This is a genomic window from Ruegeria faecimaris (genome assembly GCF_900182615.1).
Lineage (GTDB): Bacteria > Pseudomonadota > Alphaproteobacteria > Rhodobacterales > Rhodobacteraceae > Ruegeria > Ruegeria faecimaris.
On record NZ_FXTE01000001.1, the window covers coordinates 1,000,963 to 1,016,385 of the forward strand.

At 56.5% G+C, this 15,423-nt stretch carries 21 protein-coding genes and 1 tRNA gene; 13 read left to right on the plus strand and 9 right to left on the minus strand.

All coding sequences use genetic code 11. From position 1 onward, the window contains the following. Window positions 1-7 precede the first annotated feature (7 nt). The 9 genes from FN806_RS04930 to FN806_RS04970 all read left to right on the plus strand — a co-directional run bounded on the left by FN806_RS04930 (window position 8) and on the right by FN806_RS04970 (window position 7,690). On the plus strand, window positions 8-1,651 hold the full coding sequence (locus tag FN806_RS04930; RefSeq protein WP_142634602.1) for a CTP synthase: 1,644 nt from the start codon (window positions 8-10) through the stop codon (window positions 1,649-1,651). Window positions 1,652-1,753: 102 nt separating this feature from the next. Beyond that, window positions 1,754-2,518 (plus strand): isocitrate lyase/PEP mutase family protein, encoded by a 765-nt coding sequence (locus tag FN806_RS04935; protein ID WP_142634604.1) that lies wholly within the window; start codon window positions 1,754-1,756, stop codon window positions 2,516-2,518. A gap of 103 nt (window positions 2,519-2,621) precedes the next feature. Further along, a complete protein-coding gene (locus FN806_RS04940) occupies window positions 2,622-3,071 on the plus strand; it encodes a tellurite resistance TerB family protein (protein WP_142634606.1) in 450 nt (149 codons plus the stop codon). Window positions 3,072-3,091: 20 nt separating this feature from the next. Next, the gene (locus tag FN806_RS04945) at window positions 3,092-3,529 is read left to right on the plus strand and encodes a tellurite resistance TerB family protein (RefSeq protein WP_142634608.1); all 438 of its coding nucleotides are present in this window, start codon (window positions 3,092-3,094) and stop codon (window positions 3,527-3,529) included. Between the two features lie 5 nt (window positions 3,530-3,534). Then, window positions 3,535-4,257 carry a phosphate/phosphite/phosphonate ABC transporter substrate-binding protein gene (locus tag FN806_RS04950; RefSeq protein ID WP_246097143.1) on the plus strand — a complete coding sequence of 241 codons (723 nt, stop codon included), beginning with the start codon at window positions 3,535-3,537 and terminating at the stop codon, window positions 4,255-4,257. 146 nt (window positions 4,258-4,403) lie between these two features. Further along, window positions 4,404-5,180, plus strand: a complete 777-nt coding sequence (locus tag FN806_RS04955) for an ABC transporter ATP-binding protein (protein ID WP_142634612.1) — start codon at window positions 4,404-4,406, stop codon at window positions 5,178-5,180. A 33-nt stretch (window positions 5,181-5,213) separates the two neighbouring features. Beyond that, entirely contained in the window at window positions 5,214-5,927 is a 714-nt protein-coding gene (locus FN806_RS04960; protein ID WP_142634614.1) for a transporter substrate-binding domain-containing protein, read from the plus strand. Window positions 5,928-5,999: 72 nt separating this feature from the next. Further along, the gene (locus FN806_RS04965; protein ID WP_142635158.1) at window positions 6,000-6,887 is read left to right on the plus strand and encodes an ABC transporter permease; all 888 of its coding nucleotides are present in this window, start codon (window positions 6,000-6,002) and stop codon (window positions 6,885-6,887) included. After that, window positions 6,884-7,690 carry an ABC transporter permease gene (locus FN806_RS04970; protein ID WP_142634616.1) on the plus strand — a complete coding sequence of 269 codons (807 nt, stop codon included), beginning with the start codon at window positions 6,884-6,886 and terminating at the stop codon, window positions 7,688-7,690. Before FN806_RS04965 ends, FN806_RS04970 begins: the two co-directional genes overlap by 4 nt. A gap of 149 nt (window positions 7,691-7,839) precedes the next feature. On the opposite strand, the gene FN806_RS04975 is transcribed toward FN806_RS04970, so the two are convergent. Then, a tRNA-His gene (locus FN806_RS04975) sits at window positions 7,840-7,916 on the minus strand. Window positions 7,917-7,963: 47 nt separating this feature from the next. Beyond that, a complete protein-coding gene (locus FN806_RS04980) occupies window positions 7,964-8,446 on the minus strand; it encodes a GNAT family N-acetyltransferase (RefSeq protein WP_142634618.1) in 483 nt (160 codons plus the stop codon). Window positions 8,447-8,523: 77 nt separating this feature from the next. Here FN806_RS04980 and FN806_RS04985 point away from each other — a divergent pair, with 77 nt between their 5' ends. Further along, window positions 8,524-8,712: a DUF6324 family protein gene (locus FN806_RS04985; protein WP_142634620.1), complete on the plus strand. Its 189-nt coding sequence runs from the start codon at window positions 8,524-8,526 to the stop codon at window positions 8,710-8,712. A 4-nt stretch (window positions 8,713-8,716) separates the two neighbouring features. Here the strand turns inward: FN806_RS04985 and FN806_RS04990 are convergent, their stop codons facing one another. Then, on the minus strand, window positions 8,717-9,148 hold the full coding sequence (locus tag FN806_RS04990; RefSeq protein WP_142634622.1) for an MmcB family DNA repair protein: 432 nt from the start codon (window positions 9,146-9,148) through the stop codon (window positions 8,717-8,719). A gap of 113 nt (window positions 9,149-9,261) precedes the next feature. Between FN806_RS04990 and FN806_RS04995 the strand changes: the two genes are divergently transcribed. Together FN806_RS04995 and FN806_RS05000 are read left to right on the plus strand one after the other, a co-directional pair. Next, window positions 9,262-9,582: an ArsR/SmtB family transcription factor gene (locus FN806_RS04995; protein ID WP_142634624.1), complete on the plus strand. Its 321-nt coding sequence runs from the start codon at window positions 9,262-9,264 to the stop codon at window positions 9,580-9,582. Beyond that, on the plus strand, window positions 9,579-10,004 hold the full coding sequence (locus tag FN806_RS05000; protein WP_142634626.1) for an SRPBCC family protein: 426 nt from the start codon (window positions 9,579-9,581) through the stop codon (window positions 10,002-10,004). The genes FN806_RS04995 and FN806_RS05000 overlap by 4 nt, the downstream gene beginning before the upstream one ends. Before the next feature lie 275 nt (window positions 10,005-10,279). Here FN806_RS05000 and FN806_RS05005 read toward each other — a convergent pair whose 3' ends face one another. Continuing rightward, window positions 10,280-11,176, minus strand: a complete 897-nt coding sequence (locus FN806_RS05005; RefSeq protein ID WP_142634628.1) for a LysR family transcriptional regulator — start codon at window positions 11,174-11,176, stop codon at window positions 10,280-10,282. Between the two features lie 90 nt (window positions 11,177-11,266). Between FN806_RS05005 and FN806_RS05010 the strand changes: the two genes are divergently transcribed. Further along, window positions 11,267-12,094, plus strand: a complete 828-nt coding sequence (locus tag FN806_RS05010) for a TauD/TfdA dioxygenase family protein (protein WP_142634630.1) — start codon at window positions 11,267-11,269, stop codon at window positions 12,092-12,094. A gap of 112 nt (window positions 12,095-12,206) precedes the next feature. On the opposite strand, the gene FN806_RS05015 is transcribed toward FN806_RS05010, so the two are convergent. From FN806_RS05015 to FN806_RS05035, 5 genes are all read right to left on the minus strand, one after another. Then, entirely contained in the window at window positions 12,207-12,512 is a 306-nt protein-coding gene (locus tag FN806_RS05015) for a hypothetical protein (RefSeq protein ID WP_142634632.1), read from the minus strand. Window positions 12,513-12,571: 59 nt separating this feature from the next. Further along, entirely contained in the window at window positions 12,572-13,054 is a 483-nt protein-coding gene (gene nusB / locus FN806_RS05020) for a transcription antitermination factor NusB (protein ID WP_142634634.1), read from the minus strand. Further along, entirely contained in the window at window positions 13,051-13,602 is a 552-nt protein-coding gene (locus FN806_RS05025) for a 6,7-dimethyl-8-ribityllumazine synthase (RefSeq protein WP_142634636.1), read from the minus strand. Before FN806_RS05025 ends, nusB begins: the two co-directional genes overlap by 4 nt. A gap of 2 nt (window positions 13,603-13,604) precedes the next feature. Then, window positions 13,605-14,726, minus strand: a complete 1,122-nt coding sequence (gene ribB, locus FN806_RS05030) for a 3,4-dihydroxy-2-butanone-4-phosphate synthase (RefSeq protein ID WP_142634638.1) — start codon at window positions 14,724-14,726, stop codon at window positions 13,605-13,607. A gap of 109 nt (window positions 14,727-14,835) precedes the next feature. Then, the gene (locus FN806_RS05035) at window positions 14,836-15,423 is read right to left on the minus strand and encodes a riboflavin synthase (protein ID WP_142634640.1); all 588 of its coding nucleotides are present in this window, start codon (window positions 15,421-15,423) and stop codon (window positions 14,836-14,838) included.

Sequence of the window (15,423 nt, forward strand, 5' to 3'; positions counted from 1 at the left end):
GAAAAACATGGCGCGTTTTATTTTCATCACTGGTGGTGTGGTTTCATCCTTGGGCAAAGGATTGGCTTCGGCGGCTTTGGGCGCGTTGTTGCAGGCCCGCGGATATTCGGTGCGTCTGCGCAAGCTGGACCCCTATCTGAATGTCGATCCGGGCACCATGTCGCCTTTTGAGCATGGCGAAGTGTTCGTTACAGATGACGGGGCAGAAACCGATCTGGACCTTGGCCATTATGAACGTTTTACCGGCGTGGCTGCCCGCAAGACTGACTCGGTCAGCTCGGGCCGGATCTATTCCAACGTGCTGGAAAAAGAACGTCGCGGCGATTATCTGGGCAAAACCATTCAGGTGATCCCGCATGTCACCAATGAGATCAAGGATTTCATCGCCATTGGTGAAGATGAGGTTGATTTCATGCTGTGCGAAATCGGCGGCACCGTGGGCGATATCGAAGGCCTGCCTTTCTTTGAGGCCATCCGCCAATTCAGCCAGGACAAACCACGCGGCCAATGCCTGTTCATGCACTTGACGCTGCTGCCCTACATCAAAGCTTCGGGTGAATTGAAGACCAAACCAACCCAGCACTCGGTGAAAGAGCTGCGTTCGATCGGTCTCGCCCCCGACATTCTGGTCTGCCGGTCCGAAGGCCCGATCCCGACCAAGGAACGTGAAAAGCTGGCTTTGTTCTGTAACGTCCGCCCCGATAGCGTGATTGCTGCGCAGGACCTCAGCACCATCTACGATGCTCCGCTCGCCTATCACCGCGAGGGACTGGATCAGGCGGTTCTGGATGCCTTCCAGATCAGCCCTGCCCCCAAGCCCGATCTGACCAAATGGGAAGACGTCAGTGATCGCATCCACAATGCCGAGGGCGAAGTGAAGGTCGCCATCGTCGGTAAGTACACCCAGTTGGAAGACGCCTATAAGTCGATAGCCGAGGCGCTGACCCATGGCGGGATGGCCAACCGTGTCCGCGTCAAGGTCGAATGGGTCGATGCCGAGGTATTCGATACCGAAGAGGCCGCCCCGCATCTGGAAGGCTTCCACGCGATCCTCGTGCCCGGCGGATTCGGTGAGCGCGGTACCGAAGGCAAAATCAAGGCTGCGCAATACGCCCGCGAACATAAAGTGCCCTACCTGGGCATCTGCCTGGGAATGCAGATGGCCGTAATTGAGGCCGCGCGAAATGCCGCTGGCATCAAAGAGGCCGGGTCCGAGGAATTCGACCATGAATCCGGTAAAAAGCGGTTTGAACCGGTGGTCTATCACCTGAAAGAATGGGTGCAGGGCAATCACAAGGTCGAACGCAAAGTCGGTGATGACAAGGGCGGCACCATGCGCCTGGGCGCCTATGACGCGGTTCTGGCCGAAGGGTCAAAAGTGGCCGAAGTCTATGGCGGTACCGCCATCGAGGAGCGCCACCGCCACCGCTATGAAGTGGACATCAAATACCGCGACAAGCTGGAGAAAGCTGGTCTCAATTTCTCAGGCATGTCCCCCGACGGCCGGTTGCCAGAAATCGTCGAGTGGTCGGATCATCCGTGGTTCATTGGGGTCCAGTACCACCCCGAGCTGAAATCAAAGCCGTTCGACCCGCATCCTTTGTTCCGCGACTTTGTGCGCGCTGCCAAGGACACCTCGCGTCTGGTCTGACACCAGGCACGAAAGCAGATTGTATCGGTCAGCGCGAAAAGACTGTACGCGCTGACCCTTTGCACGGTTAACTGTCCGCAACTCAGAGATAGGAGACCGTCCATGACCGATCAGATCACCAATGCACTGACATTCGCGGCCCTGCACAAAAAGGGCGAACCGGTTATCCTGTACAATATCTGGGATGCTGGCAGTGCCGGTGCCGTGCGCGACGCTGGTGCCCAAGCCATTGCCACTGGAAGCGCTCCTGTTGCGATGGCACAAGGGTTCAGCGACGGCCAAAACATCCCGATGCAGGCCGCGCTGGACAATGCTCGCCGGATTGTCGAATCCGTTGATCTTCCGGTTACTCTGGATTTCGAAGGTGCGTATGCGGCTGATGCTCAGGGTATCTCTGCCAATGTCAGGCTGGCCCTTGAATCCGGCGTTGTCGGCTTCAACTTCGAAGACCAGATCATCGGATCAAATGAGTTGTACGATATTGAAACTCAGGCCGCCCGTGTCAGCGCGATGCGTGAAGGTTGCGATGCGGCGGGCGTTCCTGCGTTTATCAACGCGCGGACCGACATTTTCCTGAAGGCGCAGCCCGAAACCCATGATGATGCGATGCTGGAAGAGGCAATGGTCCGAGCACAAGCCTATTCAGATGCAGGGGCCAGCGGATTCTTCGCCCCCGGCCTACGGGATCAGGCCATGATTGCCCGGTTGGTAGAGTCAATCGACCTGCCGCTAAATATCATAGCATTACCCGGCACACCGGACACCGCCACTTTGGCTGGGCTGGGAGTCGCGCGTATAAGCTATGGCCCTGTACCCTATCGGAAAATGCTGGCCTGGCTGCAAGACGAAGCGCGAAAGGTACTCTGACCCAGCGCGCTATCCGGCTGTAGCAGGCGGTCTTTTGATCATTCTGAGCCTTGCGCGATAGTCCGTGCTTGGCGGGTTATCAAATATGGAATAATCTCTGACCATGTTGAAAAAACTCTTTCAGGCTTTCCGCCCGCCACAACACGACAATCTGCCCGACCCAGACGCTGAACTTGCACTCGGGGCGCTTATGGTGCGCGTTGCACAAGCGGACAGGGATTATAAGCTGGAAGAGATCAGCCTGATCGACCGTATCCTCGCCCGACTTTATCAACATAACGCGATCGAAGCCGCAAAGGTCCGCGCCACCTGCGAGAAACTGCACGCAGCCGCACCGGAAACGGACACGTTCGGTAAGCTGATCCGGGAAACCACAGACCTGCACGAGCGCTTGGCCGCTTTGGATGCCCTCTGGGAGGTGGTTCTGGCCGACGGGAATACAGATGAGGGCGAGATGAAAATCGTCGAAGAAGCCCGCATCGCCATGGGTCTGAGCTTTAACGACAGCAAGACCGCCAGAAAGCGTGTGCAAAGACGCTTGGAAGAGGCGTAAGGCCTCTCTATACCTGTCTCATGTTTAGTGATTTTCTGTCTCGACTGACCCAGCCTCAGCCCGCCCCTTTCACCGATGACGATGCTCGACTGGCCTTGACGGCCCTGCTGGTGCGCGTTGCCCGATCTGACAACGACTATGCCGACAGTGAAATGGCGCGAATCGACCGGATTTCGGTTGAACGCTATGACCTATCCCCGTTCGAAGCCGCCGGCCTGCGCGCCCGCGCCGAAGATCTCGAGGCCGAAGCACCGGACACCGTACGGTTCACTCGCGCAATCAAAGAGGCCGTTGCCTATGACGACCGCCTGGCAGTCGTTCAGGCCTTGTGGTCGGTCGCTCTGGCGGATGGGCACCGCACGGGTGAAGAGGATTCCTTACTGCGACTGGTCGTCAGCCTGCTGGGCATCAGTGATGTCGACTCTGCAATGGCCCGTCAAAAGGCTGCCAAATCTTGATAGCCATGCTGGGCATGTACGACATGCCTGCGCTGCGCCCTGCGAATGATCGGTTTTGGGCATCGATTCGGGATTACCTTGGCTATGGCCCCGCAAACCTAAACCGAGACCGGGATGTCTGGGATGTCTGGTTGGACCCGGATCTGGTTTTTGCCCAGACCTGCGGCATGCCCTTTCGCACCCGGCTGCATGGCAAGGTGCAGTTGGTTGGAACGCCGGATTACGCGTTGCCTGGCTGCCCACCTGGCCATTACCGGTCGGTTTTTGTAGCCCGCCGCCACGACCCCCGCGATCTTGATGAATTGGCCGATGGTGTTTTTGCCTATAATGAACCGCTGTCGCAATCCGGATGGGCCGCCCCAATGGTTCACCTTGAACGATACCACCGAACACCATCGTCGGTTCTGCAATCCGGTGGTCATGCGCTGTCTGCTCAAGCCATTTCCGAGGGCCGTGCCGATTATGCCGCGCTGGATGCGCTGACGTGGGAGATTCTGAAGGTCCATTCCGACCTTCCAGAAGCTCTGCGTGAGGTCGCCGAAACAACCCCAACCCCCGCGCTACCTTATATCACAGCGAAAGATCAGGATGCCGCTCAGATCGCACGCGCTGTTCGCAACGCGATTCAAACCATATCACCGCAAGATCGGAACCTTCTGCACCTGCATGACCTGATCTCTATTCCTGCCAAAGATTATCTGCGCGTCCCAAATCCGTCGAAATTGTAAACTGCGATGGATAATTCATGATCAAATTGACCAGAACGCTTCGTCAAATTGACGGAATCACCCGCTTACTCTGTCATTTGCGCATTGCATTGATCTGATTTTTAAGCCCTAGTACCGCACCAACACCAATAACACCTGGACCAACCGTGACAGATTCAACTCCCGTCATTGAGATCAAGAACCTACACAAGAGTTTCGGCAATCTGGAAGTGCTGAAGGGTGTGGATATCACTGCCAGACGGGGCGATGTTGTATCTTTGATTGGGTCCTCGGGGTCTGGGAAATCCACTCTATTGCGGTGCTGCAACCTGTTGGAAGACAGCCAGCAGGGCGAAATCCTTTTCAAGGGTGAACCTGTTCGTTGGTCCGGTAACAGCCACACGCGCCGGCCTGCAGATGCAAGACAGGTTCTGCGCATTCGCACAAACCTGTCGATGGTTTTCCAACAGTTCAACCTGTGGGCTCATTTGACCATCCTGCAGAACGTGATGGAAGCACCTGTAACGGTATTGGGCCGTGACAAAAAAGAAGTTGAAGACAGCGCACGCAGATACCTTGAAAAAGTTGGTATTGGCGACAAGTGCGACGCCTACCCCGCACAGTTGTCTGGTGGCCAGCAACAGCGTGCCGCGATCGCGCGGGGGCTGTGCATGGAGCCCGAGGCGCTTTTGTTTGACGAGCCCACGTCGGCGCTGGACCCCGAATTGGAACAAGAAGTGATCAAGGTGATCAAAGACCTGGCGGCAGAAGGCCGCACCATGATCATTGTGACCCACGACATGAAAATGGCCGCTGATATCTCTAGCCATGTCGTTTTCCTTCACCAGGGCCTCATCGAAGAAGAAGGCCTGCCTGAAGATCTCTTTACTACCCCTGAATCTCCACGGCTTCAGGGCTTTCTTTCCGCCACTCAGGCGGCATAACTTCAGATCAGAACCAAAACTGGGGAGTATCCAATGAAAAAACTGATCCTGACCACTGCGGCCCTTGCGCTGAGCGCGGGCATGGCCATGGCAGACACCATCCGGATGGGGACCGAGGGCGCCTATGCACCTTGGAACTTCGTCAATGACGCAGGTGAGATCGACGGCTTTGAGCGCGAGCTGGGCGACGAGCTGTGCAAACGCGCAGACCTGACCTGCGAGTGGGTCAAGAACGACTGGGATTCGATCATTCCGAACCTGGTCTCGGGCAACTACGACGTGATCATCGCTGGAATGTCGATCACCGACGAGCGTGACGAGGTCATCGACTTTACCCAGAACTACACACCACCGGATCCCTCCGCCTATGTAGCAATGTCGGATGACGTCGATGTTGCAGGTGGTGTGGTCGCCGCACAGACCGGCACCATTCAGGCTGGCTATATCGCCGAATCCGGCGCGACCCTGGTCGAGTTCGCCAGCCCCGAGGAAACCATCGCTGCCGTACGCAACGGTGAGGCCGATGCGGTTCTGGCCGACAAATCCTTCCTTGCCCCGATCGTCGACGAAGACGCAGATCTGCGCTTTGTGGCCGATGAGGTTCCGCTGGGTGGTGGCGTCGGCATTGGCGTCCGTGAATCCGACGGTGAGCTGAAAGAAAAGCTCAACGCAGCCATCCAATCCATGAAGGATGACGGCAGCCTGAACGAGCTGATCACCAAATGGGAAGTGTCTTCGACCTTCTAATTCTGATCCGGCGGCGTGCCCCAGTCTACGGGCGCGCCGCCCCAGCGCCTTTACCACCTGAAGAGGCCCGCCATTTTTTCGTTCTGCACTGATCCCGACACGCTGGGAACCTTCCGTTGGTTCTCGTGCTATCTGACCAATGGTGTGCATTGGTCCTTTTACCTGTCCTTCCTCAAGGTACTGGCCCTACTTGCCGTGACGGCGCCCGTAGCGCTGGGTTTCGGGTTCGTCGGCGCCATGGCTGCCCGTTCGCACGTTCTGCCGGTCAGTTGGCTGGGTAAGGGTTATATCGCCATCGTGCGCGGCGTGCCGGATATCGCCTTTTTCATGTTCTTCGTGATTGCTTTGGATCAGGCATTCGAATGGACGCGGCATCAAATTCTCTGCCCGGACTGGACGGATTCGATCCGACAGGGCAACGACTTTATCGTCTGCCAATCTGCCAAACTGCCACTGGGCACCTCGCCGGAATGGGTGCACGAAACCTATGGGTTCTTTCTGGCTGTCATCACTTTCTCTATTGTTTTCGGTGCTTTCGCCGCCAATGTTCTGTTCGGCGGCATGCGGGCCGTACCCTATACACAGCTGGAAACCGCCGAAGCCTATGGGATGTCCCGTCGCCAGACATTCTGGAAAATCCTTGTGCCTCAGATGTGGGTTTATGCCCTGCCCGGTCTCAGCAATCTCTGGATGGTTCTGATCAAGGCCACGCCGTTGCTGTTCCTTCTGGGCATCGAAGATATCGTGTACTGGGCCCGCGAACTGGGCAGCACCAAGACTCCGAAGTTTACGCAATACCCACACGGTGACTGGCGCATGTGGTATTTCCTGTTCCTGCTGGTTTTCTACCTTGGCTTCACCCGTATGTCCGAGATCGGGCTTGAACGCCTGATGCGCCGGCTCTCGCACGGACAGGCCACCGCCGCCGGAGAATTGCTGCGCAAGGAGACCACCGCATGAGCTGCTTGCAGACCATTCAGGACTACGGCCTGCGATCTCTTGGATATGGCGAGCGTCTGCTGCCAAAATCCGACTTTACCTTATGTGAGCACTTTACCCTGATTGGGTCTGGTATGATCTGGAATATCTATTTCGGAGTCATGGCGCTTGCGACCGGGTTTTTCCTTGCCACAGCACTGGCGCTTGGCAAAGCTTCACCCAGTTTTTGGCTGCGCAAACCTTCGGAATGGTTCATTTTCATCTTTCGTGGTTCGCCGCTGTTCATTCAGTTTTTCTTTGCCTATTTCTTCTTCCTGTCGCTGAAGAAATCCTATCCGATGTTCGATTCTCTGACGTCGGCCTGGATTGGGGCGCTGATCGTTCTGTTTCTGAACACTGCCGCCTATTCAGCCGAAATTTTCTTTGGCGCGCTCCGATCCATTCCCAAGGGCGATACCGAGGCTGCAGATGCTTATGGCATGTCCGGCTGGTCTCGCTTCCGGCGGATCGTCTGGCCCACCATGCTGCGGCTTGCCTGGCCCGCCTACACGAATGAGGCGATCTTTCTGTTCCATGCCACCACGCTGGTGTTCTTCTCGGCCTTCCCCGCCTGGCAGCAACGAGGCGATGCGCTGTATTACGCAAGCTATTTCGCGGACAAGACGTTCAACCCCTTTGTCGCCTATCCAATCCTTGCCTTCTATTTCATCTTACTGACGCTTGTGATCGTTGGGGGGTTCGGCCTGGTGAACAAGCATCTGAACCGTCATTTACCTGCGGAACGAAAAACAAAAATGCGCTTTCGCCTGAATCTGGCACGCTAAGACCCAACCGGGGTTGCAGCCGCTGCAATCCCCGGAAAAGACAATTTCTCAAATAAAAGTCGGTACCGTTTTGAGTAAAGGCAGCCCTTCGATTTGCGCGACAGCCTAGGGGCGGAACTAGCTTGGGAATTTTCCGGCAATCGGGGAGATGGTACCGCCTCCCTGGCTTGAACAGGGGACCTCTGGATCCACAATCCAGCGCTCTAACCAACTGAGCTAAGGCGGCACTTGTGAAGGGCGATGTACCGAACGCGTTCACGGAATGCAAGAGGATTAAAGCTGAATTTTCCAGCTTTGTTCGACCAGATCAACCCCGAAGGAATGGACCGGTTTGCTATCCATCAACTGCCACCCAGTGGACCCATAAAGCGCACAGGCAGCCTTGTGGCTTTCATGCGTCCACAGCCTCATTTCAGTGTAACCGGCGCCGCGAGCAAAGCCCATGCAGCTCTCCAGCATCCGCTTTCCCAGACCCATCCCGCGCGCTTCGGGCAACAGTAAGAACAACCGCAGTTTTGCGGTCGTTTCACTTAGGGCAACGCAGAAAATACTGCCCAAAGGTTTGCCGTCACATTCCGCAATCCAGCCACGCTCGCGCTTGGCATCATGGTTAGTGATAAAATCATCGAGGATTTCTTTCACCAACACGACAAAAGAGTCGTCAAAACCCTCGTCTCGTGAATACAAAAAATCATGCACAGCCACCAACCACGGCGCGTCCAAAGCTTCAAAGGGTCTGATCTGAATAGAGTGCATCCCCTATTTGAACGCAAAGGTAACTTGATTCTCAAGCCTTTGCGCGCTAGCACGAACTCTCATCCCCGGAGGCACACATGAGCATCAATACCGAAAGTGACATTCAGGCGAATTTGCAGATCGGACCAACAGATCAGGGGATGGTGCGCCTATTCATAGAAGCAGAAAACCTTGAGATTCCAATGGATTTCGATCCAGAAGAAGCCGAAGAGATTGCCGACGAGCTCCGCGCCGCCGCGCATGCCGCACGGGCGGTCAAAAGCTGAGCTATCAGAATCTGGGATCTCTCAAGGACTGCAAGCGCCGGGCTGCATCTGTGGCAAATTTCTGGATCATCTTCTTCCGCCGGGCCGGAGCTATCTTGTCCTCTGGTGCCATACGCACGATCTCGGCGTCATAAGCATCGGCAATGATCAACCCGGTCTCGGCAGGCAACAGCTCGGTCGGAAACTCCGTATCCACTGCCCAGAAGAATCGATCACACCACTCCAAATAGCCCTGCCATTTGGAATCCGACTGGAAATCAGCGCGGCTTGATTTACATTCGATCACCCAAAGCTCACCCTTAGGACCCAGCCCCATCACATCAACCCGCAGTCCGCGTATAGGCACGAATTCCTCAACGGATACAAAGCCATGCGCCGTCAGGTGACGGGCGACGCCACGTGCAAGTCTTTGTCCGGGTTGCAGGTCCAATGTCATATCCCAAATGTGAACAATTAGTGAACAAATGTAAAGTGAGCCCATACGGCTTGACATAGTACCATTTGGTATTGCATTAATGTGAAACCAAATGGTATCTCTTTAGGTTGCATATGGAAAACCAAACTCAAAACGCGTTCCGCGCTCTGGCTGACCCGACCCGCAGGGACATTGTGCAGATGTTAGCACTGCAGGACATGACGATCGCTCAGTTGACTGATCGCTTCAACATGACCCGCGCGGCGGTCAAGAAACACCTGACCGTGCTGTCGGATGGCGGCCTGATTGCCGTCGAAGCCCGTGGCCGGGAACGCATAAACCGACTTGAACCAAAAGGCATGGCCCCTGTTCTGGATTGGCTCAGCTACTTTGATCAATTCTGGGATGAACGCCTTAACTCTCTTAAAGAAGCTGTTGAAAGGAAATCAAAATGACTGATGCCGTTCTAAGGAAATCCATCTTCCTGAGGGCCGAGCCCGAGACTGTCTGGGCCTATCTGACCAAACCCGAGAGGCTGGCGGAATGGTTTCACAAACCCGAACGCCCCCTGGCGCAGGGCCAAAAGCTTGAGATGTTCGGAACAACCAGTGGCGACCTGCTGATCTGGGGAGAGGTCCGCGAGGCGCGCCCTCCGTCTTATCTGGAATACTCGTTCACGGTTAAGCCGATGGGCGACGCGGTAAGCATCGTGAAATGGACGCTGGAACCGGTTGCGGGCGGTACACGCCTGGACCTGCTGCACGAAGGTCTGCCGCAAGGTGCCGATGCCTTTGGCCTGATCCTGGCGCTGGACAATGGCTGGGACGAGCATTTTGGCAAGATGCGCGCGTCCTTGCACGAAACTGTTGACGCCTGACCCCTTGTACGAACCCGCCGGACGCCCTACTTAGGCCCGTGGCGGGTTCTGCCCTTCTTGTGACTGGTAGCATTCTGGTGGCCTTAAGCAATTCCGAGGGGGCTGGCTCTGTTCAGGTCCTGGCCTGATTACCTGGCGCCCACCTGTACATACAGGTCCTCGGGAATCAAACCGCACGGTTGACTGGTGGTCCCGCCACACTCGATCCAAACTCCGGCAGGAAATAGCCGGATTTACGAGCTCTGGGTTCTGACCTGCGGGCCAGATCGCGCTAATCAAACCTGGATCAGACAGGCATCAAGAAATGCTTTTACGGGTTCGGGTTGCCGAATGGCACGGGGCTGCACAATCACAACATTAAAATACCCGATATCCTGTGCCAGCGGACGCGCGACGACCGCATCGCCTTCTATCGTGCGGCTCGCCTCTGGCGGAAAACCAACCAGCGTGAACCCAAGCCCTTTGCCAACATAGGCATGCACCAACTCTCGTGATTGCGAGGTCAGCGGCACTTCTGGATCAAGCCCGGCGGCCTGCAACAGGTCAAGATAGCTTGGACCCGGACCGGAACGCGACACTGCAATGTAGGGCAAGCCTGTCAGCTGCTCAAGCTGTACGCTGTCGGCATGCGCCATAGGGTGGGAGGCCGGAAGTAAAACCAGAGGCGCCAGTTCTTTGAGTACTTCAACGTGATGACGTTGGGGATCAAACCCTTGATCAAACACCACAAGCGCGTCCAACTCGCCCGCATCCAGCGCAGCAACGAGGTTCGGGAAATCATCCTCAACAACCTCGATGCGGATACCGGGATGGCTTTGGCGAAAAGCCAGAACAGCTGGTAGAATGATCTTCTGCGCAATTGCATAGTGTGTCCCGATCACAATAGACCCTGTTTTACCCTCAGCCATCACAGCGGCCCGATTGCCGAGCGCGCCTGCTTGCATCAGCAACGCTTCGGAATCCGTCAAAAAGGCTGCGCCAACGCGGGTCAACCTCATCCCGCGTGCGGGAAAGCGATCAAACAACGTCAAACCAGTGACATCTTCGAGTTTGTCGATTGCCGATGAAATAGCGGCGGCCGAAACATTCAGGTTCCTGGCTGCCTGCGCGATACCGCCACATCGCGCCGTCTCGGCGAAGAACGACAACTGGCGCAAAGTGAAACGTATCATCAATAAAATCTTCTCTTTACAAATTTTAAATCAGTTTTTTCGACCTTTAGCAATGCGCTACCCTGCGTTTGAAACTCAGGGAGAAAGCAGATGGACATCAGACCACTTACCGGCGGTGTGGGCGCAGAGATCATCGGCGCCGATATCCGAGACGGCAGCCTGTTCGACGCCATTCATACGGCCTTTGCTCAGCACTCTGTCATCGTACTCAGAGCGCAGGATGTCGGCCCGGATGAGCATCTGGCGTTTGCCCAACGCTTTGGCGCGATCAACATCAACCGCTTCTTCAGGCCGGTCGATGGGCATCCAGAAATCGCTATGGTGCTGAAGGAAAAGGATCAGAAAGAGGCCATCGGAGAGGGCTGGCATACCGATCATTCCTATGACCAAATCCCGGCGATGGGGTCTATCCTGCATGCTTTGGAAACCCCGCCCTTTGGAGGCGACACGCTGTTCGTCTCGATGGGTGCGGCTTATGAGGCGCTGTCACCTACCATGCGGAGCTTTCTGGATGGGCTCTGGGCGGTTCATTCCTCTCGGCACGTTTTTGGAACAAGCACACAGGACAGTGAAGCGGCGCAAAGTGGTCGGCTAAGCAATGCACAGGCAGCCACCCAAGACGCGCGACATCCTGTGATCATAAAACACCCCCTCAGCGGGCGGCGCGGTATTTATGTGAATCCAGTGTTCACAACCCATATCGAAGGCCTGAGCGCCGATGAATCAGCAGCCATCCTTGCAATGCTATATGACCATTGCCAGCAACCCGAGTTCCAATGCCGCATTCGTTGGCAAACAGGCGACATGACCATCTGGGACAACCGGGCCACATGGCACAAAGCGGTCAATGACTATCATGGATTTCGACGATTGATGCACAGGGTTACCGTGGAGGGTGTCGCCTTGTCTGCCGAATGACCCGAACCCTGTCAGACAAAAGTCACAACGCAGTCAGACTAAAACTGACGCCCTGACCTACCAATTACGGCGGGCAAGCTCTGCGTCCACCTCAACCGGCGTGTCACCTGTCTTAACGCCCAGTACGTGCCTCTTGTTTGATCAAGGCAGGCTTTAGCCTGACAGAAACCGGCGTTCCACCGCGCGGACCGCCGGGTTTTTCGGCCATGCTCATAATGGCATAGGCAAACTGTACACCGGCAAAGACGATCCCGTTCATGAACCAGATCATCGCCAGAGCAACCAGGCCGATATCAGAACCAGTAATCAGATGACGCAGGTTGGCGACATTCAGGGCCAGAAGCACCCCGACAAAAATTGCCGAGATGGCAAAGCCCCAGGCCACTTGCGTGATATACAAACGGATCAGTTTGGGCATGGCGGACCTCATTGCGCTATAATATTCAGTTTAACGCATATTTGATCCGTGTAAACGCGTCAGAACGCCTCGGGCTTGGCCTCGTGCGCCATGTGATCCAGCACTGCGTTGACAAATTTGGTCTCTTTACCTTCGGGGAAGAAGGCCCGCGCCACATCGACGAATTCAGTGATGACCACCTTGGGCGGTGTGTCGTTCTGTGTCAGCTCTGCTCCGGCGGCCCGGAAGGCCGCACGCAGGGTCGGGTCGATCCGGGCAATCGGCCATTTGGCAACCAAAGCACGATCGGTCATCTGATCGATCGGCGCCTGATAATTGACCGCATCTTCAACCAGCTTGCGGAACAGGCGAATATCGCCGTCCAGCATTTCCTCGCCCTCATAGACGGCGCCAAAGCGGTGATCCAGAAACTCGGTCACAACCTGATCGGTTGTCTGACCCGATTGCTCCATCTGGAACAGCGCCTGCACGGCATAGAGCCGAGCGGCGGATTTCATCAGGCGTTTCTGGTTGGCCGGTTTTGGCGCGTCTGTCTTGGTCATGCTGTCGTGGATCCGTTGCTGTCGCCCGCCACAAGGATGGACTCGGACGGCGGCTTGAACCCGACGCCCTTTTTGGAAGAGCCCCACTTACGGCTGAGCGCGATCAGATGCAAGGCCGCAACGGCAGCTCCGCCCCCTTTATTCATTTTTTCCGGATTGGCGCGCACTTCGGCCTGATCGTCATTCTCGACTGTCAGGATACCGTTGCCGATGCACAGCCCCTGCAGACCCATCAGTTGGATGGCACGGCTGGAGTCGTTGCAGACGGTTTCGTAATGCGTGGTCTCTCCGCGAATGACACAGCCCAGCGCGACATAGCCGTCAAAATTGCACTGACGGTCCGCCATGGCGATAGCCGTCGGGATTTCCAAGGCGCCGGGCACTTCGACCACATCACAGGTGCCGCCTGCCCCTTCGATCTCGGCCTTTGCGCCAGCCACCAGATTGTCAGCGATGGCGCGATAGAACGGGGCCACAACGATCAACAGCTTGACGGGTTTGTCGAAACTCGGTGTCGGCAACACGCCGTGTTTGTCTTGTTCAGCCACAATCAGTCCTCCCTGAGGATTGAACGGGTCCCGACAATGGACAGGCCAAATGCGTCGAGCCCGAGATAAACGGTTTCCGGCGAGTCGGTCAGCAGCACAAGTTCCTGGATCCCCATCTTGGACAGGATCTGCGCCCCCAGACCGGTTTGTTTGATGGTGCGTGGGCCCTCATCTTCAGCCGCATAGAGCGAGTTGCGCGGTTGGCGGAACAGACAGACCACACCGCGCCCTTCATCCGCAATCTTTTCCATCGCGCGCGGCAGCTCACGTGAGGATTTCGGGCCAAGACCCAGAATGTCGGGCGCCTCGTGCAGCGCATGGGTCCGGGTCAAAACCGGCTCAGGCGTGGTGATGTCACCCTTGACCATCACGACATGTTCGATGCCATGGGTCTGATCGGTGAAAATCCGCATTTCCCAGTCGCCGCCATATTCGGATTTGACGGTTTCCCGAGATGTCTCAACCACGAGATTGTCATTGCGCGACCGGTAGGCGATCAAGTCGCTGATCGTGCCGATCTTCAACCCGTGTTCCTTGGCGAATTCGACCAGGTCAGGCAGCCGCGCCATGGTTCCGTCAGGGTTCATGATCTCGCAGATCACGCCCGAAGGGTTCAACCCGGCCAGGCGTGAGATATCAACGGCGGCCTCGGTATGGCCCGCGCGCACCAGCACCCCGCCCCGCTTGGCCCGCAAGGGGAAGACGTGACCCGGCGTGGCGATATGGACCATCGTGTTTTGCTCGTTGATCGCAGTCGCCACGGTCAGCGCCCGGTCACCAGCGGAAATGCCAGTCGACACTCCCTCGCGCGCTTCAATCGACACGGTGAACGCGGTCTCATGACGTGACGAGTTGTTCACCGCCATCATCGGCAGACCCAACGTGTCAATCCGTTCCGCCGTCATCGGCAGGCAGATCAGGCCACGACCATGGGTGGCCATGAAATTAATTGCCTCAGCATCAGCGAACTCGGCGGCAATCACCAGATCGCCCTCATTCTCGCGATCTTCGTGATCAACCAGGATATACATCCGGCCTCTGCGCGCCTCGTCGATGATCTCTTTGATCGGGCTGATTGCCGCGCGCAGCTGGGCCTCGACCGGTCCGGGAGTTTCAAAGCTCATGGGGCAGCCTTTCACATGCCAAGTTTGACCGGGTGGATAGACCACCGCGCGGTCAAAGACCAGACCGCATGCGGCACCGTTCCGGTCAGACGCGACGTTGAATTGTGGACTAGGACATTTCAGCGAGGCGCGCGACATAGCGAGCCAGCGTGTCGATCTCAAGATTGACCCGGTCGCCGATGCCGACATCCCCCCAGGTCGTCACCTCTTTGGTGTGCGGAATGAAGTTGATACCAAAATCGCACCCGTCCACATCGTTTACGGTCAAAGAAGTACCGTTCAGCGCAACTGATCCCTTGGGCGCAATGAAGCGAGCCAGATCTTTGGGTGCGCGCAAGGTTACCCGCGTGCTGTCGCCCTCGTCCAGAACGGCGACCACTTCTGCGACGCCATCAACATGACCAGACACGATATGACCGCCCAACTCATCTCCGACCTTCAGCGCGCGTTCCAGATTGACGCGTTTGCCGACGGTCCAGCGATCCAGGTTTGTTTTCGAAACGGTTTCCGCGCTGATTTGCACATCATACCAGTCTTCGCCCAGTGCGATGACTGTCAGGCAAACGCCGTCGCTGGCAATGGATGCACCAATATCAATCCCCGGGGTATTGTAGGCGGTTTTGATCCGCGCCCGCAGATCGCCTTGCTGCTCCAGTTCGGTGATGGTGCCGATATCTGTGACGATCCCCGTAAACAT